Source organism: Sphaerimonospora sp. CA-214678 (assembly GCF_050942215.1).
GTDB lineage: Bacteria > Actinomycetota > Actinomycetes > Streptosporangiales > Streptosporangiaceae > Sphaerimonospora.
In genome coordinates this window covers 2,679,899-2,703,923 of record NZ_CP192056.1, presented here as the reverse complement: position 1 = coordinate 2,703,923, position 24,025 = coordinate 2,679,899, and the positions used below count along the sequence as shown (strand labels likewise).

Genomic DNA, 24,025 nt, shown 5'->3' with positions numbered 1-24,025 from the left:
CCGCCGGTCGGCGCCTCCGGGACGGCGATGTGCTCGCAGGCCTGCCATACCGCCATCCGCCGACAGGCCGGAGGAGGGACCACTCAGCATGCCGCCTACCATTTTCACCGTGACCAGCCTTTCCATCCAGATCCGTGATCGCGTCATCGGATTCCACCGGTCGTACTGGCGGCCCAGCACCGTCACGTTCCGGCGATGGGCGCTCGCGAGCGTCGTCGTCAACGTGGGCATCACGGTCACGGGCGCCGGAGTCCGCGTCTCCAAGTCAGGGCTCGGCTGCCCCACCTGGCCGAAGTGCACGCCGGACAGCTACATCCCGGCCCAGCACGACTCGCATTCCCCGTTCAATATGGCGATCGAGTTCGGCAACCGGCTGATCACCTTCCTGGTCCTCGCCGTGGGCATCGCCTGCCTCGTCGCCGCGACGCGGCTCGTCAGAACGGGCCGCGCCCGGGGCCGTCGCGATCTGATCCTGCTCGCCTCGCTGCAGCCGATCGGCGTGCTCGCCCAGGCGCTGTGGGGCGGCCTGGTGGTGCGGACCATGCTCAACCCGTTCACGGTGAGCGTCCACTTCCTGCTGTCCATCGCCATGATCTGGGCGGCGTACGCGATGTTCGCCCGCGCCGGGGAGGGCCACGAGCCGCCGCGGCCGCTCGTCCACCGGCACATACGCACACTCGGCTCCGTCCTGGTCGCAGCGGTCGGCGCGCTTCTCGTGGCCGGTGTCGTGGTCACCGGCACGGGCCCGCACTCGGGCGACGCCGCCGCCTCGCGGTTCGACTTCGACATCCGGGACGTGACGCAACTGCACGCCGACATCGTCTGGATCGTGGTCGGTCTCACGTTCGCGCTGCTGTTCGCGCTCCACCTGACGGATTCCCCGGCCCGGGCCCGGCGTGCCGTCCTGGTGCTGTTCGCCGTCGAACTGGCCCAGGGTGTGATCGGTTACACGCAGTATTTCCTGGCCATCCCGGCCGGTCTCGTCCTGCTGCACGTGCTCGGCTCGACACTGGTGTGGATCTGCGCGCTGCGGGTCGTGTTCGCGATGCGCAGCCGCGATCCGGTCCCCTCCGGATCAGAGCCCCTCGAACCCGCCACCCCCCTCCCGTGATCTTGCAAATACTCGCAGGGACACCCCATGACCTGCTCCGATCACCTTCGTGATCTTGCATTTTCTCGCAGGAATGCGGCCTGACCTGGGTCGCTAAGATTCGTGATCTTGCAGTCGAAAGTGCAAGATCACGAAAGCCGTTCGGGCAGGTCGGCGGGCAGATGTGCGAGAAACTGCAAGATCACGGACGGGAAACGCCTGCTCCCGGCTCCGCCTGCGAGAAACTGCAAGATCACGGCAAAGTGGGGGGTGGGGCTTTTTCGCGGCGTGGCGAGGACCACCGGAAAGTTTCATCTGGCCTGGTGCGCTGACCAGCCGAAACCGCTCGGGGCGGGAGGGGCGGCCGTCCCCTTTCTGGTCTGTCGGCCACCCGCGGGTTAAGGTCCGACCACCTGAGCGCCTTTCCCAAAGTGGGAGCGCTCCCACAGGGAGGTGAGGCCCACAGCACGGTGGCATCGCATCGCACGCATCACGTATGAGGCGGAACCTCCTTCCGCCCACCGCACACACGACGCCCGGGGAGACCGTGTCAACGGCCTCCCCGGGCGTGTTTCTCATCCGCAGGAGACGTCGGTGAACTCCGGCGTGCTCGTCGAGCTGGCCAGGAACCCGGCCGTCGCCGAGGCGCCGGGTGCCAGGTTCGCGTTCCACGACGGCGCGTGGATCATCGCCGACGGCCCGTTCTGCATGGACGTGCCGTTCCAGGCCTGTGTGATCGTCGCCATCGGCGTCATCATCCACTGGACGTACCAGTCGACCAGCGGAGCCGTTCCGGTGTTCTTGATCGTCACCTCAGCCTGGAAACCACCCTGCCAGGCGTTGACCACCTTCACCGTGGCCGTGCACGACGTCGGGACGATCGTCGGCGAGGAACTCGGCGACGGAGTCGGCGACGGCGTGGGGGTCGGCGACGGCGTGGGGGTCGGCGACGGCGTGGGGGTCGGCGACGGCGTGGGGGTCGGCGTGGGCGAAGGGCTGGGCGTGGGCGAAGGGCTGGGCGTCGGCGAAGGGCTGGGCGACGAGCCGTCCTTGATGAAGTTCACGTCGGAACAGCCGTAGAACGTCTCCTGGCTGTCGGAGCGGTACCAGACGGCGTAGATGATGTGGTGCCCGGTCTTGTCGGGCAGCCTGCCGGAGAAGCGGTAGGCGCCGTTGTTCACCGCCGGCTCGGGGTCGACGGTCAGGAAGGGCTGGTCCTCCATGTCATCCCAGGTCAACGGCTTCGTCGGGTTGTAGCCGTCCTTGGTGACGTACAGCTTGAAGCCGCCCGGATGCGGCACCCACGCCCCGTAGACGAAGTTGTAGGTGCTGTTGGCCTTCAGCGTGGTCGTCGGCCAGTCGGTGCGCGGCTCGTCGTACGCCGCGTACTTGGTGTTGCCGCCGCTGCAGATCTGTCCGTCGGGGATGAAGCCCCTGGTACGGCCGCCGCCGTCGGAGCGGAGGACTCCGTACCAGTCGTAGAGCGGCTGCGTGCCGCCGGTCTCGACCGCCTGCTTGCAGGCGGGGTTGTTCGGGATGATCTGGCCTCCGGTCAGGCCGTCCTCGTAGCAGGCGTAGGTGCGGCTGGCCGGGGCCTGCAGCGCCCCGTGCGCCTCGGCCGCCTGCTGAGTCATGATCGCGATGCCACCGGCGAGCGCCACGGTGATCGCCGTCAACACGGCGAACTTGCGCCCGGACTTCGGGGTGGCCAAAGATCTCAGGGATCTCAAGGGGGGTTCTCCTCATGATGGCGGGCACGGACCGAGGCCGTGCCGTTACCGGCTGCCGTATGAGAACCGCGTGCGGCAGCGCCGCACGTCCTCCTGTCGCCCACCATCGGTGGCCACCGCGCACCATGATTCAAACACGGAAACCCGCACTCGGCAAAGCCGCCGGTCAGACGTCGGGCGGCGGCTCCTGTCCCGGGGAGCGCGGCGCCCGGCCGGGGGGCGGCGGCGGAGGGCTCCACCGGTTGGCCGCTCCGTAGCCCGAGGCGTACCCCGGCGGCGGCACGCCCCTAGCGGCGCCTGGGCGGTGGCGGTCCGGGATGGGGAACGACATGCGGGCGTAGGCCATCAGGTCCACCAGCGACCGCTGCGCGGCACGGAACGCGGGCTCCTCCACCCCGCCGCGCGCGGCGCGGGCGTGCAGCAGCCCCAGCTCGGTGGCGGCGAGCTGGTAGTCGGACATCGCCCGAACTCCGGACCGGCCGCCGTGTGCCTTGGCCCACAGGCGGGCCTGCCGCCGCCCCTTCAGGGAGGAGAGCATGAAGATGTCCGCCTGATTGATCAGACCGTACGCCTCGTACGGCGGCAGATAGTGGTTGATCAGCCCGACGATCCGCCGCCGGTCCCGGAAGACCACGATCAGCTCGATGATCAGCAGGATCATCAGCAGCAGGTAGGCGATGGCCAGCCCGCCGAGGCCGCCGAACAGGGCGAAGCCGTTCCAGATGCCGTGCATGATCATTGCCCCGATCCAGCCGGCGACGATCACCGCGACGCCGCTCGCGTTCCGTCGCTGGGCGGCGGCGTACGCGACCGAGATGCCGATCAGAGACGTGAACAGCGGATGGGCGAACGGCGACAGCACCCCGCGCACCACGACGGTGGCGGCCAGCACCTCAGGGCCGTTCTCGCTCAGTGCCGTGATGTAGTAGCTGACGTTCTCCGACATGGCGAACCCGAGGCCGACCATGCTCGCGTAGATGATTCCGTCGGTCGGCCCGTCCAGCTCCTGCCGGCGAAACCACAGTAATCCGAGCAGCACGATGCCCTTCATCGTCTCCTCGACCGGGGGCGCCCCGAACGTGGCCACCAGATCGTGCGCGCCGTGCCCCAGCCAGCGCTGCAGCCACAGCAGGTTGAGCGAGTTGAGCAGACCCGCCACGAGGACGGCGACGCCGGCCCCCCATGCGAAGGCGAAGACCAGGTTGGTCCGCGGCTCCGGCTCCATCCGGTCCAGCGCGAGCACCCCCGCGAGCAGCAGCGGAACCGGCGCCACGGCCAGCACGAGCGCGATGAAGAACTGGACCGGGTCGCCGTCCAGTACGTCGAACGAGAACGACACCAACGCGCACAGCCCGGCGACGACCAGACCGCCGATCAGGCCCATCGAGGGCCGTTCCTTCAGCACCGCACGCGGATCGAGGCTCGCCATGTCGCGAATGTAACCGACCGCCCACGTCCTGTCCTACCGCTCGGAGGCCCTTCGCGGAGGAGAACCGGGCTCATCCGGCCGGGATCAGGCGATCAGGGAGTCGACGGCGACGGTGAGGAAGAGGATCGCGAGATAGACGTTCGACCAGTGGAAGAACCGCATCGGCCGCAGGTCGATCCCGGTCTTTCCGGCGTTGAGCCGGGCCAGCATGCCGTACACCTCGGCCAGGCACACGGCGCCGAGGACCGCGGCGACCACGGGATAGAGCAGCGAGGTGCCGGCGACCGGCCACAGCAGCAGCGAGCACAGCACCGTCGCCCAGGTGTAGGCGAGGACCTGGTGCAGGACCCGCCGCTCCGTGGCGACCACGGGCAGCATGGGCACCTCGACGGAGGCGTAGTCCTCGCGGTAGCGCATGGCGAGGGTCCAGGTGTGCGGCGGCGTCCAGAAGAAGACCACGCCGAACAGCACCACGGGCGCCCACGACACACCGCCGGTGATCCCGGCCCAGCCGATCAGCACGGGCATGCAGCCGGCGATCCCGCCCCAGACGATGTTCTGCGCGGTCCGCCGCTTCAGCACCATCGAGTAGACGAAGACGTAGAACAGGATCGCGGCCAGCGACAGGGCGGCGGCGAGCACGTTGACCGACAGCGCGAGGCCGATCGTGGACAGCGTGCCCAAAATCACACCGAAGACCAGCGCCCCGCGGGGCGAGACCTCGTGCTTGGGCAGCGGACGGCGGCGGGTGCGCCGCATCGTTTGGTCGATGTCCCGGTCGATGTAGCAGTTCAGGACGTTCGCACTGCCCGCCGAGAGGGTGCCGAAGAGCATGGTCGCGATGGCCGCCCACGCATCGGGAAGGCCTCGTGCCGCGAGGAACATCGTCGGCAGAGTCGTGATCAGCAGCAGCTCGATGATCCGCGGCTTGGTGAGCGCCACGTAGGCCTTCAAGAGCCCCCCGACGGAGCGGGGGGCCGCGGCCGACGCGGCGGACCCGAAGGGGGTCATCGTCTGCTTGTTCGTGAGCACCGTCAAGGCGCTTCCAGCAAGGGCGGGGTCAACGCGTAACCTCTGATTGCGACAGGGATCTCCCGGCGCCCCGGCCGGATTTTCATTCCGGCAGGAACACGGCGGGCACTTGCGAAATCACTGTAGTCGCAGGATCCGGTGGTCCATTAATCGGGGCCGTACGCACCGGCCGGATCGGCGATGTCCACATGGCGAACGGCCTACCAAACGGTACAACCGGGAAACCGTTAGGGTCCGAGGTGGGCGGGAATTGCACAACCGGCGCGATGACTAGAGGGGATCGAGTAGTTGAGCAGCGCGAACCTTGAGTGGAGTGACCTCGATCGGCGAGCGGTCGACGTGGTGCGGGCCCTGGCGATGGACGCGGTCGAGAAGGCGGGCTCGGGGCATCCGGGCACCGCGATGAGCCTCGCCCCCGCCGCATATCTTCTCTTCCAGCGTGTCCTGCGCCACGATCCCTCCGACCCGAAATGGGTGGGACGTGACAGGTTCGTCCTGTCCTGCGGGCACACCAGCCTGACGCTTTACATTCAGCTCTACCTTTCCGGGTACGGCCTCACCCTCGACGACATCAAGGCCCTGCGTCAGTGGGGCAGCCTCACCCCGGGTCACCCCGAGTACGGCCACACGGCGGGTGTGGAGACGACCACCGGCCCGCTGGGCCAGGGCCTGGGCAACGCGGTCGGGATGGCCATGGCCGCCCGCCGCGAGCGCGGCCTGTTCGATCCCGACGCCGAGCCGGGCGCCTCCCCCTTCGACCACATGATCTGGTGCTTCGCCTCCGAGGGCGACATCGAGGAGGGCGTCAGCCACGAGGTCAGCGCGATCGCCGGGCACCAGAAGCTCGGCAACCTCGTCGTCGTCTTCGACTCCAACCAGATCTCGATCGAGGACGACACGCGGATCGCCCTGTCCGAGGACATCGCCAAGCGCTACGAGGCGTACGGCTGGCAGGTCCTGGAGGTCGACTGGACCGCGGGCGGAGAGTACAAGGAGGACGTCCAGGCGCTGCATGCGGCGATGGAGGCGGCCCGCGCCGAGACCGAGCGGCCGACGTTCATCAAGCTGCGTACGATCATCGGCTGGCCGGCCCCCAACAAGCAGAACACCGGCAAGATCCACGGCTCGGCGCTCGGCGCCGACGAGGTGGCCGCGACCAAGCGGGTCCTCGGCATGGACCCGTCGAAGCACTTCGACGTCCCCGACGAGGTCCTCGCGCATGCCCGCGAGGTCGTGGCGCGCAACCGGGAGTTCCGCGCCGAGTGGGACAAGCGGTTCGAGAGCTGGCGGGCGGCCGATCCCGAGCGTGCCGAGCTGTTCGACCGGATCTCGCGGCACAAGCTGCCCGAGGGCTGGCACAAGGCGCTGCCCTCCTACGAGATCGGGTCGTCTGTCGCCACGCGCAAGGCCTCCGGCGAGGTGCTGACCGCGCTCGCGCCGGTCCTGCCCGAGCTGTGGGGCGGCTCGGCCGACCTCGCCGACTCCAATAACACGACGATGAAGGGCGAGCCGTCCTTCATCCCGGAGGAGTTCCAGACCCGGGAGTTCCCCGGCCACCGGTATGGCAGGACGCTGCACTTCGGCATCCGCGAGCACGGCATGGGCGCCATCCTGAACGGCATCGCCCTGCACAACGGCACCCGCCCGTACGGCGGCACGTTCCTGGTGTTCAGCGACTACATGCGCCCGTCGGTACGGCTGGCCGCGCTGATGAAGCTCCCGGTGACCTACGTGTGGACGCACGACTCGATCGGCCTCGGCGAGGACGGCCCGACCCACCAGCCGGTCGAGCACCTGTGGTCGCTGCGCGCCATCCCGGGCCTGGACGTGGTCCGCCCGGCCGACGCCAACGAGACGTCGGCGGCGTGGAAGACGATCCTCGAGCACACCGACCGTCCGGCCGGGCTGTGCCTGAGCAGGCAGAACCTCCCGGTCCTTGACGGCACCGGCGACCCCGACCACATCGCGCGCGGCGGTTACGTACTGCAGGAGGCGTCCACCGGCCAGCCGGCCGTGGTGATCATCGGTACCGGCAGCGAGGTCCAGCTCGCGGTGGAGGCGCGCAAGAACCTGGAGGAGCAGGGCATCCCCACCCGGGTCGTTTCGATGCCGTGCGTCGAGTGGTTCAAGGCGCAGGAGCCCGCCTACCAGCAGACCGTGCTGCCCCACTCGGTACGCGCCCGGGTGGCCGTCGAGGCGGGAATTGCGCTGGGCTGGCGGGAGTTCGTCGGAGAGGCGGGTGAAGTGCTGGGCCTGGAGCACTTCGGCGCCTCCGCCCCCTACAAGACCGTCTACGAGCAGTTCGGCCTCACCGCCGACCGGGTCGTCGCCGCCGCCAAGGCCAGCCTGGCCAGGACCGGTGCCGACAAAGGCGAGACGACCGGAAACTGAGGGATCAAGATGAGTGAGAATCTGAACCGCCTTGTCGAGGCCGGAGTCTCCATCTGGCTCGACGACATCAACCGGGACCGTCTGCGCGGCGGCGGCCTGGCCGCTCTGGTCCGGAACAAGAACGTGACCGGGGTCACGTCCAACCCGACGATCTTCGCCAACGCCCTCAGCAAGGGCGACGCGTACGACACGCAGCTCCACGACCTCGCGCTGCGCGGCGTGTCGGTGGAGGAGGCCGTGCGGGCCATCACGACCTTCGACATCCGCTGGGCGGCCGACGTGTTGCGGCCGGTGTACGACGCGACCCACGGGGTCGACGGCCGGGTCTCCATCGAGGTCGACCCCCGCCTGGCACGCAAGACCGAGCAGACGATCGCCGAGGCCCGCGCGCTGTGGTGGCTGGTCGACCGGCCCAACGTGCACATCAAGATCCCGGCGACCCTCGAGGGCCTTCCCGCGATCACGCAGGCCATCTCCGAGGGCATCAGCGTCAACGTCACGCTGATCTTCTCGCTGGAGCGGTACCGCCAGGTCATGGACGCCTGGCTGAGCGGCCTGGAGAAGGCGAAGGCGGCCGGGGTGAGCCTCGCCTCCGTCGAGTCCGTGGCGTCGTTCTTCGTCAGCAGGCTCGACAGCGAGATCGACGGCAGGCTGGAGAAGATCGGCACGCCGGAGGCCCTCGGGCTGCGGGGCAAGGCCGGTGTCGCCAACGCCCGCCTCGCCTACGCCGCGTTCGAGGACGTCATGAACTCGCCGCGCTGGCAGGCCCTGCGCGCAGCGGGCGCCCGCCCGCAGCGGCCGCTGTGGGCCTCGACCGGGGTGAAGAACCCGGACTACCCCGACACCCTCTACGTCGAGCAGCTCGTGACCACCGGTGTCGTCAACACCATGCCGGAGAAGACCCTCGACGCGGCCGCCGACCACGGCAGGATCTCCGGTGACACCGTCCGCTCGTTCTACCAGCAGGCGTGGGACGTCATGGCGTCGCTCAAGGACGCCGGCATCGACTACGACGACGTCGTGCGGGTGCTGGAGGAGGAGGGCGTCGAGAAGTTCGAGACGTCGTGGAACGAACTGCTCGAGACCGTCAAGGCCGAGCTCGGGAAGGCCTGAGACGACATGACAGTTGAGGTGAACCTCGGCGACGGGGAGCATGCGCAAGCGGTCGAGGCGGTAAGGAACGAGCTGATCTCCGACGGAGTGCCGGCCGCGCTGGCCGCCGGCGACCCCGGACTGTGGGGGCCGGAGGCCCGGGCCGAGGCGGAGATCCGGCTCGGCTGGCTGAACCTGCCGCTCACGAGCCGGGAGCTGCTGCCCGAGATCACCAAGCTCGTCGAGAAGGCCCACGCCGAGGGCCTGGACAACGTGGTGCTGGCCGGGATGGGCGGGTCCTCGCTCGCCCCGGAGGTCATCTGCGCCACCCAGGACGTGCCGCTGACCGTCCTCGACACGACCGATCCGCACCAGGTGCGGCGGGCGTTGTCCGCCCCGCTGGACCGGACGCTCGTGGTGGTGTCCAGCAAGAGCGGCGGCACGATCGAGACCGACAGCCACCGCAGGATTTACGAGAAGGCGTTCCGCGACGCCGGGCTCGACCCCACCGAGCGCATGGTCATCGTGACCGACCCCGGCTCCCCGCTGGAGCAGGCCGCCATCGAGGCCGGCTACCAGGTCGTCCTGGCCGACCCGAACGTGGGCGGCCGCTACAGCGCGCTCAGCGCGTTCGGCCTGGTGCCGAGCGCGCTGGCAGGCGCCGATGTGAGCAGGCTCCTCGACGAGGCGGCCGCCGTACAGCCGCTGCTGGAGGGCACCGAGGGCAACCCCGGCCTGGACCTCGGCGCGCTGCTCGGCGCGCGGGCGCTGGACGGCAGCGACAAGCTGGTGCTGCGCGACGCGATGTCGGACATCTCCGGGCTGCCCGACTGGATCGAGCAGCTCGTCGCCGAGTCGACCGGCAAGGAGGGCAAGGGCATCCTGCCGGTGGTCGGCGCCGACGCGGCCGAGGCCGACGACCAGTACACCGTGTCGATCGGGCCGGACGGCGGGACCGCCGTCGACGGCCCGCTGGGCGCGCAGTTCCTCGTCTGGGAGTACGCGACCGCGATCGCGGGCAGGGTCCTCGGCATCAACCCGTTCGACCAGCCGAACGTGGCCGAGTCGAAGGAGAACACCACGGCGATCCTGCGGGAGTCCGGCGACGGACCGCTGCCCGCCGGGACGCCGATCCTGACCGACGGTCCCGTCGAGGTGTACGGCGAACTGCCGGGCGATCCGAAGAATCTGGCCGACGTGCTGACCTGGCTGCTACGGGCGATTCCCGACCGGGGCTACCTGGCGATCATGGCCTATCTCGACCGGGAGGCGGCGTTCGACGCGGCCCCGATCGGGGAGGCCTCCTTCGAGGAGACGACCGAGACGTGGGCGGCGGCCGACGTGGCCACGCTCCGCTCGCTGCTGGACTACCGGACCGATCACGCCGTCACGTTCGGGTGGGGGCCGCGCTTCCTCCACTCGACCGGCCAGTACCACAAGGGCGGTCCGGCCGCCGGGGTGTTCCTGCAGATCACCGGGGCCGTCACCGACGACGTCGAGGTGCCGGGCAAGCCGTACACCCTGGGCAGGCTGCAGCTAGCGCAGGCGCTCGGCGACCTGCGGGCGCTGGCCTCACGGGGCAGGCCGGCCGTCCGTCTGCACCTCACCGACCGGGTCGCGGGCGTACGGCACCTGCTCTCGGTGGCGGAGGAGCTATGACAGAACAACAGACGCGGACGGAGGAAGCGGCGCCGGCCGCCGCCGACGCGAACGGGACCGCCGCGGAAACGGTGACGCAGGCGGCTGCCCAGGCCGCGACGCAGCCGGCCTCCGAGCAGGTGGTCGCCGTCAACCCGCTGCGCGACCCGCGCGACCGGCGGCTGCCGCGGGTGGCCGAGCCGTGCGTGCTCGTGCTGTTCGGCGTGACCGGCGACCTGGCCAAGCGCAAGCTGCTGCCGGCGATCTACGACCTGGGCAACCGGGGGCTGCTGCCCCCGGGCTTCTCCCTGGTCGGCTTCGCCCGGCGTGACTGGGCGCACGAGGACTTCGCGCAGGTCACCCACGAAGCGGTCAAGGAGTACGCGCGCACGCCGTTCCGCGAGGAGGTCTGGAAACAGATCAGCGAGGGCATCCACTTCTGCCCCGGCACCTTCGACGACGACGGCGCGTTCGACGTGCTGGCGATGATGCTCAAGGAGATCGACGAGACCCGGGGCACCGGCGGCAACTACGCGTTCTACCTGTCGGTGCCGCCGAAGTACTTCCCCGTCGTGATCGAGCAGCTCAAGCGGACGAACCTCGCGCAGGGCCCGAGCGGGTCCTGGCAACGGGTCGTCGTGGAGAAGCCCTTCGGGCACGACCTGAAGAGCGCACGCGAGCTGAACGCGCTGACCAACGCGGTGTTCCCGGAGGAGTCCGTCTTCCGGATCGACCACTACCTGGGCAAGGAGACGGTCCAGAACATCCTGGCCCTGCGGTTCGCCAACACCCTCTACGAGCCGATCTGGAATCGCCGCTACGTCGACCACATCCAGATCACGATGGCGGAGGACATCGGCATCGGCGGCCGGGCGGGCTACTACGACGGCATCGGCGCCGCCCGCGACGTGATCCAGAACCACCTGCTCCAGTTGCTGGCGCTGGTCGCCATGGAGGACCCGACCTTCTTCGACGCCGACTCGCTGCGCCGCGAGAAGGAGAAGGTGCTGAGCGCGGTCCAGCTGCCCACCGACCTCGCCACCGGCACGGCACGCGGCCAGTACACCCGCGGCTGGCAGGGCGGCGAACCCGTCGTGGGCTACCTGGAGGAGGACGGCATCCCGGCGGACTCGACCACCGAGACCTACGCCGCCGTCCGCCTCGAGGTCGCCAACCGCCGCTGGGCCGGGGTGCCGTTCTACCTGCGGACCGGCAAGCGGCTCAGCGGCCGGATGACGGAGGTCGCCGTCGTCTTCCAGCGGGCGCCGCACCTGCCGTTCAGCAAGACCGACACGGAGATCCTCGGGCAGAACGCGCTGGTCATCCGGGTCCAGCCGGATGAGGGCATCACGGTGCGCTTCGGCTCCAAGGTGCCGGGCACGGCCATGGAGGTCAGGGACGTCCTCATGGACTTCGCGTACGGCGAGTCGTTCATGGAGTCGTCTCCGGAGGCGTACGAGCGGCTGCTCCTCGACGTGCTCATCGGCGATCCGCCGCTGTTCCCGCACCAGCGGGAGGTGGAGCTCTCCTGGACGATCATGGATCCGATCGAGGAGTTCTGGGCGTCGCAGGGCAGGCCGGAGGGCTACCCGGCGGGCACCTGGGGTCCCGCCTCCGCCGACGAGATGCTCGCCAGGGACGGGCGAGCCTGGAGACGATTGTGACGACGTTCAACCTGACCGAGACCACCGCGTCGAAGATCTCCTCGACGCTGACCCGGCTGCGGCACCAGATGGGCGCGCCGGCGGTCGGCATGGTGCTGACGCTGGTCGCCGTCGTGGACGAGGCCGGGCAGTACGACGCGGTGCGCGCGGCGACGGACGCCGCCCGTGAGCACCCCTCGCGCATCCTGGTGGTCATCAACCGCAGCCCGAGGGAGCACAACCGGCTCGACGCGGAGATCCGGGTCGGCGAGTCGGCGCCGGGCGAGGTCGTGCTGCTGCGGTTGTACGGCGAGCTGACCGATCACGCCCACTCGGTGATAACCCCGCTGCTGCTCCCGGACACGCCCGTCGTGGCCTGGTGGCCCTGCCAGGGCCCGGCGGTGCCGGCCACGGACCCGATCGGCCGCCTCGCCGGCCGGCGGATCACCGACGCGCAGGCGGCCCGGGACACGGTCGCGGCGATCAGCGGCCGGGCGGACGTGTACGTCCCCGGGGACACCGACATGGCCTGGACCCGGCTGACGCCGTGGCGCAGCCTGCTGGCGGCGGCGTTCGACCAGCCGATCGGGAAGATCGAGCACGGCGTGGTGGAGGGGGCCTCCGGCAACCCCAGCGCGCCGCTGCTGGCCGCGTGGCTGTCGGACCGCCTGGCCGCGCCGATCGGCGTGGCCGACTCCCCCGGGCCCGGCCTCACCGGGGTGCGGCTGGCCATCGAGGGCGGTGGCGAGCTCGTGGTGACCAGGACGGACGCCCGGCTGGCCACGCTGTCGCGTCCCGGACATCCGGACCGGCGGGTCGCGCTGGCCCGGCGGCCCGCCTCCGAACTGCTCGCCGAGGAGCTGCGGCGGCTCGACCCCGACGAGGTCTACGCCTCGGCCATCCAGCGCCTGGCGCAGCTGACGAAGTCCGCCCGCTAGCAGAAAGTCCGGAAAGACCGTGAGCGTACCCACAGTCATCGTCCACCGCGACGCCGGGGTGCTGGCCCAGGCCGTGGCCGCCCGCCTGATCACCCGGCTGGTCGACGTCCAGGCCGCGCAGGGGTCTGCCCACCTGGTGCTGACGGGCGGCAGCGTCGGCATCGCGACGCTCGCCGCGGTGGCAGGAACAGCCGCCCGCGACGCGATCGACTGGCGGGCGCTCGACGTCTGGTGGGGCGACGAGCGCTTCCTGCCCGACGGCGACCCGGAACGCAACGAGACCGGGGCGCGCACCGCCCTGCTCGACCATGTCGACGTGGATCCGGACCGGATCCACATCATGCCGGGCCCCGACTCCGGGATGACCGCCGAGGAGGCGGCGGAGGCCTACGCGGCCGAGCTCGCCGGGGCGGCCAGACCGGGAGACCACGGCGCGGTGCCGTCCTTCGACGTGCTCCTGCTCGGCATGGGACCGGACGCCCATGTCGCCTCGCTGTTCCCCGGCCAGCCGGCCCTGTACGAGGAGGAGCGGCCGGTCGTGGCGGTGCACAACTCCCCCAAGCCGCCGCCGACCCGGCTGTCGCTGACGTTCCCGGCGATCAAGGCCGCCCGGGAGGTGTGGATCGTCGCGGCGGGCGCGGAGAAGGCCCAGGCTGTACATCTGGCGCTGTCGGAGGCCGGGCCGTTCCAGGTGCCGGCCGCCGGGGCGCGTGGGTGGCAGCGCACGCTGTTCCTGCTGGACCGCGCCGCCGCCGCGAAGATCCCTCCGTCCCTCGGCCGCATCGCCTCCCCCTGATCCTGTCGCGGTGCACGGTGCCGGGGCATGGACCGGGCCGCCGCCTCGGCGGGCGACGGCCCGGCGACCCGTCGTCCGGTCCGGGCCGGTAGGGAGAGGTACCGGCCCGGACCCGTCGAACCGGATGGGAGCCAGGCGGCTCCGGCCGGGTTACGGCGTCACGGTCCTGCCGCCGAAGGTCACGACGAGGCGGCCGTCCGTCGCGAAGGACCAGTTGAGCGCGCCGGTGTAGGAGGAGCAGCGGGAACCGTTCGAGCCGAGCCAGAACTGGTTCGAACCGTCGACGTCACCGATGGTCCTGTCATTGGTGCCACTGCTGCCGCTGCGGCAGGACACGTTGCCGCGGAACACCGAGGTGCCGCCGTCGAACGAGAAGTTGCGCTGGGTGTTGTCGATGCTGACGTTGTCCGAGATCGTCATCGTGCCGGGGTTGCGGTTGTAGGTGAACCCGTGCTTGCCGTTGCGGTACGCGATGCTGCGCCGGATGACGTGATTGACCGGAATGTCCTCGCCGCCGAGCTTGTAGCCGTTGCGGTCGCCGTTGCCCGCCTGGCTGCCGTCGCTGAGCGTGCCGTTGCCGTAGGACAGCGAGTCCTCGATGGTGACCGGGCCGATGGCTCCCGTCTCCGACTTCGTGTAGAGGTCCCAGCCGTCGTCGATGTTGTTGTGGGACACCGCGTAGCGGAAGACGTTGCCGGAGCCGACGGTGAGCTTCGCGGCGAAGCCGTCGGCGTCCTCTCCGTCGGAGTCGGCGTTGTCGTGCGACTCAGCGCTGAGGATGAGGTTGTTCGACGGCCACTGATCGCGCGGGGTGTTGGAGGAGATCCGCGAGATCTGCAGCCCGGTGTCGCGGTTGAACCGCGTCACCGTGCGCTCGATGATGTTGCCGCTGCCGCCGACGAAGATGCCGTTGTCCCCGGCACGCTGCACGATGATGCCGTTGACGTGCCAGTACGAACCGTTCACGGCGAGCCCGCGGTTCGCCGAGTCCTCGCTCTGGGCCGAGAAGTTCAGGATCGGCGTCTCGCCGGGGTAGGCGAACAGTTTCTTGCGTGCGCTCGACGTGCCGTTGTTACCCGGCGCGATGGTGATCGTCTGCGCGAAGTTGTAGGTCCCGCCACGCAGGTAGATCGTCCCGCCGGGAGCGACACGGGTGATCGCGGAGGCGAGCGTGGTCGGGTCCGACTGGGTTCCGGCCGCGTTCGCGCTGCCGTTCGGCGACACGTACAGCGTGCCGGTCGACGGCGTGGGCGTGGGTGTGGGGGTCGGCGTCGGCGTTGGCGTCGGTGTGGGGGTCGGCGTCGGTGTGGGGGTCGGCGTCGGTGTGGGGGTCGGCGTCGGCGTGGGGGTCGGCGTCGGCGTGGGGGTCGGGGTGACGCCGCCGGTGCAGGAGACGCCGTTGACCGCGAAGCCGGCCGGGACCGGATTGCTGCTGTCGTTCCAGGTGCCGTTGAAGCCGAACGTGGTCGTGGCGTTGGTGCCCAGGTTGCCGTTCCAGCTCACGTTGGACGCCCGTACGGCGCTGCCGCTCTGGGTGTAGTCGGCGTTCCAGCCCTGGCTCACGCTCTGGCCGGCGGCGAACGACCAGCTGACCGTCCAGGAGGTGAGCGGGTCGCCGAGGTTGGTGAGGTCGATGTTCGCCGTGAAGCCACCGGGCCACTGCGCGGACACCGCATACGCGACCTGGCAGCCGATCGCGGCCTGCGCCGTTCCGGGGGTGGCCACGACGCCGGCCATGGCGGTGACCCCGGCCAGGAGGCCGACGGCGCCGACGCCCGTTCTCGTTCTGGTTCTCAAAGCCGAGCTCCTTGTAGTCGTGCAGGACCACCTGACCGTGGGGTGCCTCCTGGTCCCATCAGCCATTTCGTGAATGTGAACGACATCCACGAACAGGAACACCGCGCATCACGCTACGGTCCAGCGGATCGCCGGGTCAACGCTTCGCCGCCGACGGCGCTCGCGCACCCCTGCCCTCACCGGCATCAGGGCTGCTGGAGGCCGCGAGCGTGATCCGAGAGAGGGTGAAACGTTCAGGCCACCGAGAGCGGCGGCGCCGGGCGACCCGGCGGCCGTCGTGTCCGGCGGCTCTCCGGCCCCGCCGGCATCCCCATCGGTGATCGACCGCTTCCGCGGCGTGGACGGCCTGCGGCGGGTCCGGCCTGTCGGGCGTCGCGTGCCGTACTGCGAGCCGAAGCCGGTTCGCATCTCCGTACGACTACCGTTATCCCTATGAAAGATTTGATTTACCGACGGCTTCGGTTGCGGCTTGGTGTGGCTGACGCGGATACAACGGGATGTGCGGCATGAGTGCTCCGCTGTCGCCGGGCTTCGCCAACGGCGAGGTGTCCTTCTGGTACCGCTCGATCGGAGTCCCCGAGTCCGGAGAGCCGCTCGACGGCGACCTCCAGGCCGACGTGGCGATCGTCGGCGCCGGGTATACCGGCCTGTGGACCGCCTACTACCTCAAGAAGGCCGAGCCCCACCTGCGGATCGTCGTCCTGGAGAAGGAGTTCGCCGGGTTCGGCGCCTCCGGCCGCAACGGGGGGTGGCTGACCGGGGCGCTCGCCGGGTCGCCGGAGCGGTACGCGAAGACGCACAGCCCGGACGCGGCCAAGCGGCTCCAGCGGGTCATGCTCGAGACGATCGACGAGGTCATCCGGGTCGCCGACGCGGAGGGCATCGAGGCCGACATCGTCAAGGGCGGCCTGTTCACCGTCGCGAGAAGCATGGCACAGGACGTCCGGCTGCGCGAGGAGCTGAAATATCAGCGGCGGTGGGGGTGGACCGAGGCGGACGTCCGCCTGCTCACCAGGAGCGAGATGGCCTCCCGGGTGCGGGTCTCCGGCGCCACCGGGGCCACCTGGAGCCCGCACTGCGCGCGGATCCAGCCGGCGAAACTCGCCCGCGGCCTGGCCCGGGTCGTACGGAACCTCGGGGTGGAGGTCTACGAGCAGACCCCGGTCACGGAGATCTCCCGTGGCCGTGCCGTCACCCCGCGCGGCACGGTGACCGCGACGTACGTGCTGCGCTGCACCGAGGGCTTCACCGCGAGCCTCCGCGGCCACCACCGAGACTGGCTGCCGATGAACAGCTCGATGATCGTGACCGAGCCGCTGCCCGAGGACGTGTGGGCGGAGATCGGCTGGGACGGCCGCGAGCTGCTCGGCGACATGGCGCACTACTACATGTACGCCCAGCGGACGGCCGACGACCGGATCGCCTTCGGCGGCCGCGGCAAGCCGTACCTCTACGGGTCGAGGATCGACGACCGCGGGCACACCCCGGCCGGGACGATCGACGCGCTGTGGCACCTGCTCATCTCGTTCTTCCCGGCCGTGGCCGGATCCCGGGTGGCGCATGCCTGGTCGGGTGTGCTCGGCGTGCCACGCGACTGGTGCTCCACGGTCCACCTGGACCTGACGACCGGCCTCGGCTGGGCGGGCGGCTACACCGGGCACGGCGTGACCACCGCCAACCTGGCCGGCCGTACGCTCCGGGACCTGGTGCTGCGCCGCGAGAGCGAGCTGAGCGTGCTGCCGTGGGTGGACCGGCGGGTCCGGTCCTGGGAGCCGGAACCGCTGCGCTGGCTCGGCGTGCACTCGATGTACCGCCTCTACCGGCTGGCCGACGCCCGCGAGAACCGGGGGGCCGAACGGACCTCGGCACTCGCCAAGATCGCCGACCTCATCACCGGTCACTGAGCGGAAGGCACCTCGTGAGCTCAGACACGCTGCTGTTCCGCGGCGGCCGCGCGTTCACGCCGGACGGTTTCGCCGAGGCCGTGCTCGTCCGCGACGGCGTCATCGCCGCCGTGGGCGCCGAGGCCGATCTCGTACGGCTCTCGCCCCGGGCGGAGCCGGTGGACCTGGACGGCGGCCTGCTCGTCCCGGGTTTCACCGACGCGCACACGCACCCCGTGCAGGCCGGGCTGGAGCGGGCCGGGTGCGACCTGTCCGAGGTGTACGGCCTCGACGTCTACCTGGCCACCGTGGCCGACTATGCCGCGAAAAATCCACACAAGGCATGGATCAATGGCGGCGGGTGGGACATGTCGGCCTTCCCGGGTGGTCTCCCCCACCGGTCCCAGCTCGACTTCCTCGACCGTCCCGCGTACCTGATCCAGCGCGACCACCACGCCGCCTGGGTCAACGGCCGGGCGCTGGAGCTGGCCGGGATCACCCGGGACACCCCCGACCCCGCTGACGGCCGCATCGAGCGGGACCCCGACGGCACGCCCAGCGGTGTGCTGCACGAGGGCGCGATGGACCTGGTCGGCCTGCTCACCCCGCGCCCGACCCCCGGCGACCTGGTGGCCGCCCTGCTCGACGCGCAGTCGCACCTGTTCTCCCTGGGCATCACCGGCTGGCAGGACGCGATCGTGGGATCGTACGCCGGATCGGACGACCAGCTGCCCGCGTACCTCGCGGCCGCCTCGTCCGGCCGGCTCGTCGCGCGCGTGATCGGCGCGCTCTGGTGGGACCGCGCCCGCGGCGCCGAGCAGGTCTCCGACCTGGCCGAGCGGCGCGCCGCGGCCGAGGGGCTGGAGCGGTTCCGGGCCGGCGCTGTGAAGATCATGCAGGACGGCATCGCGGAGAACTTCACCGCCGCCGTCATCGAGCCCTACTGCCGCTGCGGCGGGACCGGTCTGTCGTATGTGGATCCGGAACAGCTCAAGGTGTACGTCAAAGAACTCGACGCCCAGGGGTTCCAGGTCCACTTCCACGCCATCGGCGAGCGTGCCGTACGGGAGGCCCTGGACGCCCTGACCGGAACCGATCCAGGCAACCGCCACCACGTCGCCCACCTGCAGATCATCACCCCGCGGGACGTGCCGCGCTTCGCCGCGCTCGGCGTGACCGCGAACCTGCAGCCGCTGTGGGCCACGCACCACGCCCAGATGGACGAGCTGTGCATCCCCTACCTCGGCGAGGAGCGCTCGTCGTGGCAGTATCCCTTCGCCGATCTCGTACGGCACGGCGCCCGCCTGGCGGCCGGCTCCGACTGGCCGGTGTCGTCGGCCGACCCGCTCCAGGGCATGCACGTCGCGGTCAACCGCACAGAACCGGGCGGATCGGTGCACGCCTCCTACCCCACCGCGCGGATCCCGTTCCTGCCCGGTCAGCGCATCGACCTCAGAACGGTCATGACCGCCTACACGGCGGGCTCTGCCTGGCTGAACCGCTCACCGGCCGGGGCGATCGAGCGGGGACGGCCCGCCGATCTCGTGGTGCTCGACCGGGACCCCTTCGCCCTGGAACCCGACGACATCTGGACGACTCGGGTGCGGATGACGTTCGTCGACGGGCGGCCCGTCCATGGCTGAGGCGCGCCGAAGGCCCTCCCCGCGGTGTGCGGAGAGGGCCTTCGCATCGACACGGCCTAGTAGATCGGGCGCGAGGAGGAGCGCAGCCGCTCCAGAGCCTCGGCGAGGATCTGAGCGCCGTCCTTGTCGCTGCGGCGCTCCTTCACGTACGCCAGGTGCGTCTTGTACGGCTCGTTCCTCGGCGGAGCGGGCGGATTCGCACTGTCCTGACCGGCCGGAAGGCCGCAACGCGGGCAGTCCCACAGCTCGGGAACCTGAGCGTCGCTGGCGAAGCTGGGCCGCGTCTCGTGCATCTTGGCGCACCAGAACGAGACCCGTACCCGGGGAGCGGCCTCGCCGCGCTCGGCCTCTCCCATCGGGCCTGCGCCGACTCGGCTGCCACGGATCGCGTTGCCACTACCCACCGAAGAACTCCTTGCCTCGATCCCCCCGCGACGGGGATGGTGAATCTCACTCGCGCGTCGCGCCGTACGGCCGGGCTACGGCTTGAGCATCAGGCCCAGCGCGATGATGCAGACGAACCAGATGACGCCCGTGATGACGGTGAGCCGGTCCAGGTTTCGCTCGACCACCGAGGACCCACCGAAGGACGACGAGAAACCGCCACCGAACAGGTCCGACAGACCGCCGCCCTTGCCCTTGTGAAGCAGGACGAACAGCACCATCAGACAGCTCGACAGGATGAGAGCGATGGAGATTCCGAGTTGCACCGTAGACCTGTTCCTATGTCCGGCGTGCGCACGGTCGGCGCGCACGATCATCGGGCTTGATGGTTCAATCTTGCTCTATGAGGGTACGACCTGATGTCAAGTCGCACCCCCATAATCGCTCAGCTAGCCGGAGATTTCACCAAAGCGGCAAATCTTGACGAAGTCCCCCTGGTCGAGGCTGGCCCCGCCCACGAGGGCACCGTCGATGTCGGGCTGCGCCATGATGCCGGCGATGTTGTCCCCCTTCACCGACCCTCCGTAGAGGACGCGCACCTCACCGGCCACCTCGCCGCCGTACAGGTCGGCGAGCCGGGTGCGGATCGCGCCGCACACCTCCTGGGCGTCCGCCGGGGTGGCGACCTCACCGGTGCCGATCGCCCAGACCGGCTCGTACGCCACGACGATCGACCTGGCCTGCTCGGCCGGGACTCCGTCGAGCGCCCCGGCGAGCTGGGCGAGCGTGTGCTCGACGTGGCGGCCCTCCTGCCGGACCGGCAGCCCTTCGCCGACGCACAGGATCGGCGTCAGCGAGTGCCGGTAGGCCGCCTTGACCTTGGCGTTGCACAGGGCGTCGTCCTCGGCGTGGTACTGACGCCGTTCGGAGTGGCCGACCAGCGTGAAGGTGCAGCCGAGCTTGGCGAGCATCGCCCCGGAGATCTCTCCGGTGTAGGCCCCCGAGTCGTACCGCGACACGTCCTGCGCGCCGTACACGATGCGCAGCCTGTCGCCGTCGACCAGTGTCTGCACGCTGCGCAGATCGGTGAAGGGCGGGAGCACCGCGACGTCGACGGCGTCGTAGTCGCGGTCGGTGAGCGAAAACGCCAGCTTCTGCACCAGGTTGATGGCCTCGAGATGGTTGAGGTTCATCTTCCAGTTGCCGGCGATCAGCGGCTTGCGGGCCATCTGCTTATTCCTCCAGCGCCGCGAGTCCGGGCAGCGTCTTGCCCTCGAGATATTCGAGGCTGGCGCCGCCACCGGTTGAGATGTGCGAGAAACGGTCCTCCGGCAGGCCGAGCCTGCGTACGGCGGCGGCCGAGTCGCCGCCACCGACCACGGTGAACGCCTCGGAGCCGACCAGTGCCTCCGCCACGGCCCGGGTCCCGCCCGAGAACGCGTCGAACTCGAACACGCCCATCGGGCCGTTCCAGAACACGGTGCGGGCGTCGGCCAGCTTGGCGGCGAACAGCTCCCGGGTGCGCGGGCCGATGTCCAGACCCTGGCGGTCGGCCGGGATCGCCGTCGCGTCGACGGCGTCGTGCGGCGCGTCGGCGGCGAAGTGGGTGGCGGCCAGCACGTCGACCGGGAGCACCAGCTCCACCCCGCGGGCGGCCGCGTCGTCCAGGAAACCGCGCACCTTGTCGAGCTGGTCCTCCTGCAGCAGCGAGGCCCCGACCTCGTGACCCTGTGCCTTGAGGAACGTGTAGGCCATGCCGCCGCCCACCAGCAGCCGGTCGACCTTGGTCAGCAGGTTCGCGATCACGCCGAGCTTGTCGGAGACCTTCGCGCCGCCCAGGACCACGACGTACGGCCTGGCCGGGTCCTCGGTCAGCCGCCTGAGCACCTCGACCTCGGCGAGGACGAGATCGCCGGCCGCGTGCGGCAGCCGCTTCGGCACGTCGTAGACGCTGGCGTGCTTGCGGTGCACCGCGCCGAAGCCGTCGCCCACGTAGAGCTCGGCCAGCGCGGCGAGACGGTCGGCGAACTCGCCCCTGACCGCGTCGTCCTTCGACTCCTCACCCGGCTCGAAGCGCAGGTTCTCCAGCAGGGCGACCTGGCCGTCCTGCAGGGCCTCCACCGTGCTCCTGGCCGACTCGCCGACCACGTCGGCGGCGAACGCGACGTCCTCGCCGAGCAGCTCGGCCAGCCGCCGCGAGACCGGCGCCAGCGAGTACTTCGGAGTGGGCGTGCCCTTCGGACGGCCGAGGTGGGCGCCCACGATCACCCGGGCGCCGCGCTCCAGGAGCTTCCTGATGGTGGGCACCGACGCGCGGATCCGGCCGTCGTCGGTGATCGTCTCCCCGTCCAGGGGGACGTTGAGGTCGGCGCGCACGAACACGCGCCGGCCCTTCACGTCGAGCTCGTCGATTCCGATCATCAGAGGGAGGCGCCCACGTACTCGATCAGGTCGACGAGACGGTTGGAGTAGCCCCACTCGTTGTCGTACCAGCCGACGGTCTTGACCTGGTTGCCGATCACCTTGGTCAGGCCCGCGTCGAAGATGCACGACGACGGGTCGGTCACGATGTCGGCGGAGACGATCGGGTCCTCGGTGTAGGTGAGGAAGCCCTTCAGCTCGCCCTCGGCCGCGGCCTTGAGCGCGGCGTTGACCTCCTCGACCGTGGTCTCGCGCTTGACCTCGACGGTCAGGTCGGTGGCCGAGCCGGTGGGGATCGGCACGCGCAGCGCGTAGCCGTCGAGCTTGCCCTTCAGCTCCGGCAGAACCAGGCCGATGGCCTTGGCGGCGCCGGTCGAGGTGGGGACGATGTTCAGCGCGGCGGCACGGGCGCGGCGCAGGTCCTTGTGCGGGCCGTCCTGCAGGTTCTGGTCCTGGGTGTAGGCGTGGATCGTGGTCATCAGACCCTTCTCGATGCCGAAGGTGTCGTTGATGACCTTGGCCATCGGGGCCAGGCAGTTCGTCGTGCAGGACGCGTTGGAGATGATGGTGTGAGCGGCCGGGTCGTACTTGTCGTGGTTGACGCCCATGACGACGGTCACGTCTTCGTTCTTCGCCGGAGCGGAGATGATGACCTTCTTCGCCCCGTTCTCGGCGTGCACCTTCGCCTTGGTCGCGTCGGTGAACAGACCGGTGGACTCCACCACGACGTCGACGCCCAGGTCACCCCAGGGCAGCTTCGCCGGGTCGCGCTCGGCGAAGGCCTTGATCGCCTTGCCGTCGACGGTGATCTCGTCTGCGGACGCCTTCACCTCGTACGGCAGGCGGCCCAGGATGCTGTCGTACTTCAGCAGGTGGGCGAGCGTGGCGTTGTCGGTAAGGTCATTGACCGCGACGATCTCGATGTCCTTGCCGCTGGCCGCCACAGCGCGCCAGAAATTGCGGCCGATACGGCCGAAGCCGTTGACGCCTACGCGGATGCTCACGGAACAGATCTCCTCGTACGTCTTGCGCCGGCGAGTCCGGCGACGAAACTCTTGAATCTCAATCACAGACCTTATCGCGCCCCAAATTGGTGTAGACCACGGGGCACCGTCACTGGGCCAGCATGTCGGCTGTGAGATTGGCCTCGGTGTTTGCGATGCCCAGATCCTGCGCCCGCTTGTCGGCCATCGCGAGCAGGCGGCGGATCCGGCCGGCGATCGCGTCCTTGGTCAGCGGCGGATCGGCGATCTGCCCCAGTTCCTCCAGCGACGCCTGCTTGTGCTCCACCCGCAGCCGGCCGGCGATCACCAGGTGCTCGGGCGCGTCGTCACCGAGGATCTCCAGCGCCCGCTGCACCCGGGCCCCGGCCGCGACCGCGGCGCGCGCGGATCTACGCAGGTTGGCGTCGTCGAAGTTGGCCAGGCGGTTGGCGGTGGCCCGCACCTCGCGGCGCATCCGCCGCTCCTCCCAGGCCAGCACGCTGTCGTGGGCGCCCATGCGGGTCAGCAGCGCGCCGATCGCGTCACCGTCGCGGACCACCACCCGGTCGACGCCGCGTACCTCCCTGGCCTTGGCGTGGATCTTCAGCCGCCGGGCCGAGCCGACCAGCGCGAGCGCCGCCTCCGGTCCGGGGCAGGTCACCTCCAGCGACATCGAGCGTCCGGGCTCGGTCAGCGAGCCGTGCGCCAGGAAGGCGCCGCGCCAGGCCGCCTCGGCGTCGCAGGTGGCCCCGGAGACCACCTGCCTGGGCAGGCCGCGTACGGGCCTGCCGTGGTTGTCGATGAGGCCCGTCTGCCGGGCCAGGGCGTCGCCGTCCCGGTAGACGCGCACCAGGTAGCGCGAACCCTTGCGCAGCCCGGCCGGCGCCAGCACGAGCACCTCGGCCTTGTGACCGAACACCTCGCCGATGTCCTTGATCAGCCGTCGCGCGGTGACGTTGGTGTCGAGCTCGGCCTCGATCACGATCCGCCCGCCCACGAGATGCAGGCCGCTCGCGAACCGCAGCAGCGTCGAGACCTCGGCCTTGCGGCAGCAGGGCTTGAGCACCGGAAGCCGGCTCAGCTCGTCCTTCACCACACCCGTCATGGCCATCTACGCGTGCCTCCCCCAAAACAA

The 24,025-nt window shown here is 70.1% G+C and carries 19 protein-coding genes; 9 read left to right on the top strand and 10 right to left on the bottom strand.

Features of this window, described 5'->3' with window-relative positions; genetic code table 11:
• Positions 1-109 precede the first annotated feature (109 nt).
• The gene (locus tag ACQP1K_RS12095) at positions 110-1,111 is read left to right on the top strand and encodes a COX15/CtaA family protein (protein ID WP_433500969.1); all 1,002 of its coding nucleotides are present in this window, start codon (positions 110-112) and stop codon (positions 1,109-1,111) included.
• A gap of 554 nt (positions 1,112-1,665) precedes the next feature.
• On the opposite strand, the gene ACQP1K_RS12090 is transcribed toward ACQP1K_RS12095, so the two are convergent.
• The 3 genes from ACQP1K_RS12090 to ACQP1K_RS12080 all read right to left on the bottom strand — a co-directional run bounded on the left by ACQP1K_RS12090 (position 1,666) and on the right by ACQP1K_RS12080 (position 5,287).
• Positions 1,666-2,820, bottom strand: a complete 1,155-nt coding sequence (locus tag ACQP1K_RS12090; RefSeq protein WP_433500968.1) for a lytic polysaccharide monooxygenase — start codon at positions 2,818-2,820, stop codon at positions 1,666-1,668.
• A 166-nt stretch (positions 2,821-2,986) separates the two neighbouring features.
• Positions 2,987-4,249, bottom strand: coding sequence for a PrsW family intramembrane metalloprotease (locus ACQP1K_RS12085; RefSeq protein ID WP_433500967.1), 1,263 nt, complete (start codon positions 4,247-4,249; stop codon positions 2,987-2,989).
• Between the two features lie 84 nt (positions 4,250-4,333).
• Complete coding sequence (locus tag ACQP1K_RS12080) at positions 4,334-5,287, bottom strand: heme o synthase (RefSeq protein WP_433500966.1); 954 nt, start codon at positions 5,285-5,287, stop codon at positions 4,334-4,336.
• A gap of 351 nt (positions 5,288-5,638) precedes the next feature.
• Between ACQP1K_RS12080 and tkt the strand changes: the two genes are divergently transcribed.
• From tkt to pgl, 6 genes are read left to right on the top strand one after another with little or no spacing between them, the layout of a single operon-like run.
• Entirely contained in the window at positions 5,639-7,672 is a 2,034-nt protein-coding gene (gene tkt / locus ACQP1K_RS12075; RefSeq protein ID WP_433501544.1) for a transketolase, read from the top strand.
• Between the two features lie 9 nt (positions 7,673-7,681).
• Positions 7,682-8,785 (top strand): transaldolase, encoded by a 1,104-nt coding sequence (gene tal / locus ACQP1K_RS12070; protein WP_433500965.1) that lies wholly within the window; start codon positions 7,682-7,684, stop codon positions 8,783-8,785.
• A 6-nt stretch (positions 8,786-8,791) separates the two neighbouring features.
• Entirely contained in the window at positions 8,792-10,423 is a 1,632-nt protein-coding gene (locus ACQP1K_RS12065; RefSeq protein WP_433500964.1) for a glucose-6-phosphate isomerase, read from the top strand.
• Entirely contained in the window at positions 10,420-12,066 is a 1,647-nt protein-coding gene (gene zwf, locus ACQP1K_RS12060) for a glucose-6-phosphate dehydrogenase (RefSeq protein ID WP_433500963.1), read from the top strand. The genes ACQP1K_RS12065 and zwf overlap by 4 nt, the downstream gene beginning before the upstream one ends.
• Positions 12,063-12,983, top strand: coding sequence for a glucose-6-phosphate dehydrogenase assembly protein OpcA (locus ACQP1K_RS12055; protein ID WP_433500962.1), 921 nt, complete (start codon positions 12,063-12,065; stop codon positions 12,981-12,983). Before zwf ends, ACQP1K_RS12055 begins: the two co-directional genes overlap by 4 nt.
• 19 nt (positions 12,984-13,002) lie before the next feature.
• Entirely contained in the window at positions 13,003-13,779 is a 777-nt protein-coding gene (gene pgl, locus ACQP1K_RS12050; RefSeq protein ID WP_433500961.1) for a 6-phosphogluconolactonase, read from the top strand.
• 150 nt (positions 13,780-13,929) lie between these two features.
• Here the strand turns inward: pgl and ACQP1K_RS12045 are convergent, their stop codons facing one another.
• Positions 13,930-15,576 carry a cellulose-binding domain-containing protein gene (locus ACQP1K_RS12045; RefSeq protein WP_433500960.1) on the bottom strand — a complete coding sequence of 549 codons (1,647 nt, stop codon included), beginning with the start codon at positions 15,574-15,576 and terminating at the stop codon, positions 13,930-13,932.
• 506 nt (positions 15,577-16,082) lie between these two features.
• Here ACQP1K_RS12045 and ACQP1K_RS12040 point away from each other — a divergent pair.
• Positions 16,083-17,480, top strand: coding sequence for an NAD(P)/FAD-dependent oxidoreductase (locus ACQP1K_RS12040; protein WP_433500959.1), 1,398 nt, complete (start codon positions 16,083-16,085; stop codon positions 17,478-17,480).
• Positions 17,481-17,494: 14 nt separating this feature from the next.
• The gene (locus ACQP1K_RS12035) at positions 17,495-19,102 is read left to right on the top strand and encodes an amidohydrolase (protein ID WP_433500958.1); all 1,608 of its coding nucleotides are present in this window, start codon (positions 17,495-17,497) and stop codon (positions 19,100-19,102) included.
• Between the two features lie 56 nt (positions 19,103-19,158).
• Here the strand turns inward: ACQP1K_RS12035 and ACQP1K_RS12030 are convergent, their stop codons facing one another.
• From ACQP1K_RS12030 to whiA, 6 genes are all read right to left on the bottom strand, one after another.
• Entirely contained in the window at positions 19,159-19,506 is a 348-nt protein-coding gene (locus tag ACQP1K_RS12030) for an RNA polymerase-binding protein RbpA (protein ID WP_433500957.1), read from the bottom strand.
• Positions 19,507-19,581: 75 nt separating this feature from the next.
• Positions 19,582-19,812, bottom strand: a complete 231-nt coding sequence (secG, locus tag ACQP1K_RS12025) for a preprotein translocase subunit SecG (protein WP_433501543.1) — start codon at positions 19,810-19,812, stop codon at positions 19,582-19,584.
• Between the two features lie 123 nt (positions 19,813-19,935).
• Positions 19,936-20,715: a triose-phosphate isomerase gene (gene tpiA, locus ACQP1K_RS12020; RefSeq protein ID WP_433500956.1), complete on the bottom strand. Its 780-nt coding sequence runs from the start codon at positions 20,713-20,715 to the stop codon at positions 19,936-19,938.
• Positions 20,716-20,719: 4 nt separating this feature from the next.
• The gene (locus ACQP1K_RS12015; protein WP_433500955.1) at positions 20,720-21,907 is read right to left on the bottom strand and encodes a phosphoglycerate kinase; all 1,188 of its coding nucleotides are present in this window, start codon (positions 21,905-21,907) and stop codon (positions 20,720-20,722) included.
• Positions 21,907-22,911 (bottom strand): type I glyceraldehyde-3-phosphate dehydrogenase, encoded by a 1,005-nt coding sequence (gene gap, locus ACQP1K_RS12010; RefSeq protein WP_433500954.1) that lies wholly within the window; start codon positions 22,909-22,911, stop codon positions 21,907-21,909. The genes ACQP1K_RS12015 and gap overlap by 1 nt, the downstream gene beginning before the upstream one ends.
• Before the next feature lie 109 nt (positions 22,912-23,020).
• A complete protein-coding gene (gene whiA, locus ACQP1K_RS12005; protein WP_433500953.1) occupies positions 23,021-24,001 on the bottom strand; it encodes a DNA-binding protein WhiA in 981 nt (326 codons plus the stop codon).
• Positions 24,002-24,025: the final 24 nt, after the last annotated feature.

What these genes read in the sequence shown, in the direction of transcription:
- ACQP1K_RS12085 (WP_433500967.1), bottom strand. Translation starts at nt 4,249, where the DNA reads ATGGCGAGCCTCGATCCGCGTGCGGTGCTGAAGGAACGGCCCTCGATG.
- tkt (WP_433501544.1), top strand. Translation starts at nt 5,639, where the DNA reads ATGGACGCGGTCGAGAAGGCGGGCTCGGGGCATCCGGGCACCGCGATG.
- tal (WP_433500965.1), top strand. Translation starts at nt 7,682, where the DNA reads ATGAGTGAGAATCTGAACCGCCTTGTCGAGGCCGGAGTCTCCATCTGG.
- ACQP1K_RS12065 (WP_433500964.1), top strand. Translation starts at nt 8,792, where the DNA reads ATGACAGTTGAGGTGAACCTCGGCGACGGGGAGCATGCGCAAGCGGTC.
- zwf (WP_433500963.1), top strand. Translation starts at nt 10,420, where the DNA reads ATGACAGAACAACAGACGCGGACGGAGGAAGCGGCGCCGGCCGCCGCC.
- ACQP1K_RS12040 (WP_433500959.1), top strand. Translation starts at nt 16,083, where the DNA reads ATGAGTGCTCCGCTGTCGCCGGGCTTCGCCAACGGCGAGGTGTCCTTC.
- tpiA (WP_433500956.1), bottom strand. Translation starts at nt 20,715, where the DNA reads ATGGCCCGCAAGCCGCTGATCGCCGGCAACTGGAAGATGAACCTCAAC.
- ACQP1K_RS12015 (WP_433500955.1), bottom strand. Translation starts at nt 21,907, where the DNA reads ATGATCGGAATCGACGAGCTCGACGTGAAGGGCCGGCGCGTGTTCGTG.
- whiA (WP_433500953.1), bottom strand. Translation starts at nt 24,001, where the DNA reads ATGGCCATGACGGGTGTGGTGAAGGACGAGCTGAGCCGGCTTCCGGTG.